This is a genomic window from Methylosinus sp. Ce-a6 (genome assembly GCF_009811655.1).
Lineage (GTDB): Bacteria > Pseudomonadota > Alphaproteobacteria > Rhizobiales > Beijerinckiaceae > Methylosinus.
The window spans coordinates 1-1925 of record NZ_BGJX01000074.1 but is presented as its reverse complement, the minus strand read 5'-3'; the positions used below and the strand labels follow the sequence as shown (position 1 = coordinate 1925).

2 protein-coding genes and 1 pseudogene are annotated in these 1925 nt (G+C 64.2%); 2 read left to right on the top strand and 1 reads right to left on the bottom strand.

Annotated features, from left to right (window positions below):
• Nucleotides 1–483 precede the first annotated feature (483 nt).
• Nucleotides 484–1020 (top strand): annotated as a pseudogene (locus Mspo_RS19330) (ISAs1 family transposase); the annotation flags it as partial.
• A 376-nt stretch (nt 1021–1396) separates the two neighbouring features.
• Here the strand turns inward: Mspo_RS19330 and Mspo_RS19325 are convergent.
• Nucleotides 1397–1621, bottom strand: a complete 225-nt coding sequence (locus Mspo_RS19325) for a hypothetical protein (RefSeq protein WP_159732909.1) — start codon at nt 1619–1621, stop codon at nt 1397–1399.
• 32 nt (nt 1622–1653) lie between these two features.
• Here Mspo_RS19325 and Mspo_RS19320 point away from each other — a divergent pair, with 32 nt between their 5' ends.
• A complete protein-coding gene (locus Mspo_RS19320) occupies nt 1654–1893 on the top strand; it encodes a hypothetical protein (RefSeq protein ID WP_159732907.1) in 240 nt (79 codons plus the stop codon).
• Nucleotides 1894–1925 lie beyond the last annotated feature (32 nt).

Sequence of the window (1925 nt, the reverse complement as noted above, 5' to 3'; positions counted from 1 at the left end):
GCAATCAGCCGGGCCTGCTACAACGCTGCGGGAACATCGTCGCGACGGCTATTCCGATCGCGCTTCACGACAGCCGCGATCTGGCGCGAAATCGCCAGGAAGACCGGCATGTCGAAGTCTACGCTCCCGGCGCTGCTCTCGATGACGGCGAATGGGCGCCGTTGATCGCCGCGATCGTGCGCGTCACGCGATCGACATTGATCCGCTCCGCCGCCACGGGGCTCTGGAAGCGGCGGGAAGAAACCGCGTTCTATGCGTCATCCGTCATGTCGCCCGCGGAAACCTTCGCGAGCGCCATCCACGACCATTGGGCCGTGGAGAACGAAAACCATTGGGTTCGAGACGTGACCCTCGCCGAGGACGAAAGCCGCTTCCGCGTCAATCCCGGCGTCATGGCCCCAAGGCAATCGCTCGAACGGGAGGGGAGTTTCGGCGCGGGAATTGCCGTGATTCATAGAGGGCCTCGAATCACTGAGGCCTTCGATGTCCAAGACCAGCCTTCTCGACCATTTTTCCGCCCTCGAGGACCCGCGCCAAGCCTGGAAGGTCGTCTATCCCTTGCCGGAAATCCTGCTGATCGTCCTGTGCGGGACGATGGCCGGGGCCGAGGATTTCTGCGAGATCGAGCGCTGGGCCAGGCAGAAGCTCGACTTTCTGCGGCGTCTCCTGCCCTTCGAGAAGGGCGTCCCTTCCCATGACGCGCTCAATGATGTGATGAACGCGCTGCCGGCCTCGCTCTTTTCCGAATGCGTCACCAATTGGGTCGAGGCCTTGCGCGAGAAAGAGCCCGACGTCGTGGCGATCGATGGCAAGACGTCGCGCCGCGCGCATGGCGAGGACGGCTCGCCGCTGCATCTGGTTTCCGCCTGGGCCTCGCGCCAGCGCCTCGTGCTCGGCCAGCAAGCGGTCGACAAGAAGAGCAACGAGATCGTCGCCATTCCGCTGCTGCTCGAGCGCCTCGAGCTGAATGGCGCGCTCGTCACCATCGACGCCGGCGACGATCAAACACGCAGCTCTCAACCTCATCAAGGACATACCCGATAAGGCCAGCCTCAAAATCAAAAAGAAAACAGCCGCCTGGAACGACGACTACCTCTTCCGAGCAATAACTCGGCCCTGGCGCTGAGTTTCAAGCGATTCCCCTGGAGAAGATGGCGATCGCCGATCCCGCCATCGCTGTCGTCGCGGTCCGCTCGACATCCTCCGTCGCGCGTGGCCCCAGCGATCCTGGCGGGCGAGATTGGCGCTCTTCAACGCGTCGACCGAGCCCTCCATCGCCGGACCCAGGCGCTCCAGCAAATCATGCGCGAGCCGATCCCTTTCAGGAGCCGACGAGCTCGCTTTGTCTCCGCCGCCCTGCCCGGCTCCGTCGGGAACCGCGAGCGCCGCGATTTGGTCAGCCCTGATAGGAGACAGTCGCGACGGAAATCAGAAGGCAAATGAGCAGTCCGAAGCCTGCGCCGACGTTCGTCGCAACACTGAAACGACTGAAAAATCTCACCGCCATCACGCCGGCCTTCTCCACACGATGGGCGGGCAGCCCGCCGAGGTCGAGGCCCTTACTATGCTCGGGTCGCAGGCGGCTGTCACTTTCGAACCGAGAAAGGCTTCTCAGAATCACGCGCCGGTCCAGGACAAGTCGGCGACTCGGCCATGTTTGCCATCGCCTCTGACCCCTCGCTTGCGCACGGTTCGAGCGATTTTCTCCTAGAGACTCTCGAGCGCAAGGGCGCGACGATGACGACGGCGAGCGGATCGGCGCTCGGCGGCGGAAGCGATCTCGGCTTTCGAGGCGCGAGGACACCAGCGCCGCGCGAGGCGTCCGCGCTCAATCGCCGCTCGACGGCCGCGGCGGCGTCGCAGCGATCCTGGAAGGACGGGGTCGCCGCGTGAATAGCGCGACGGTGAATTTGCTTGGCCCGCGC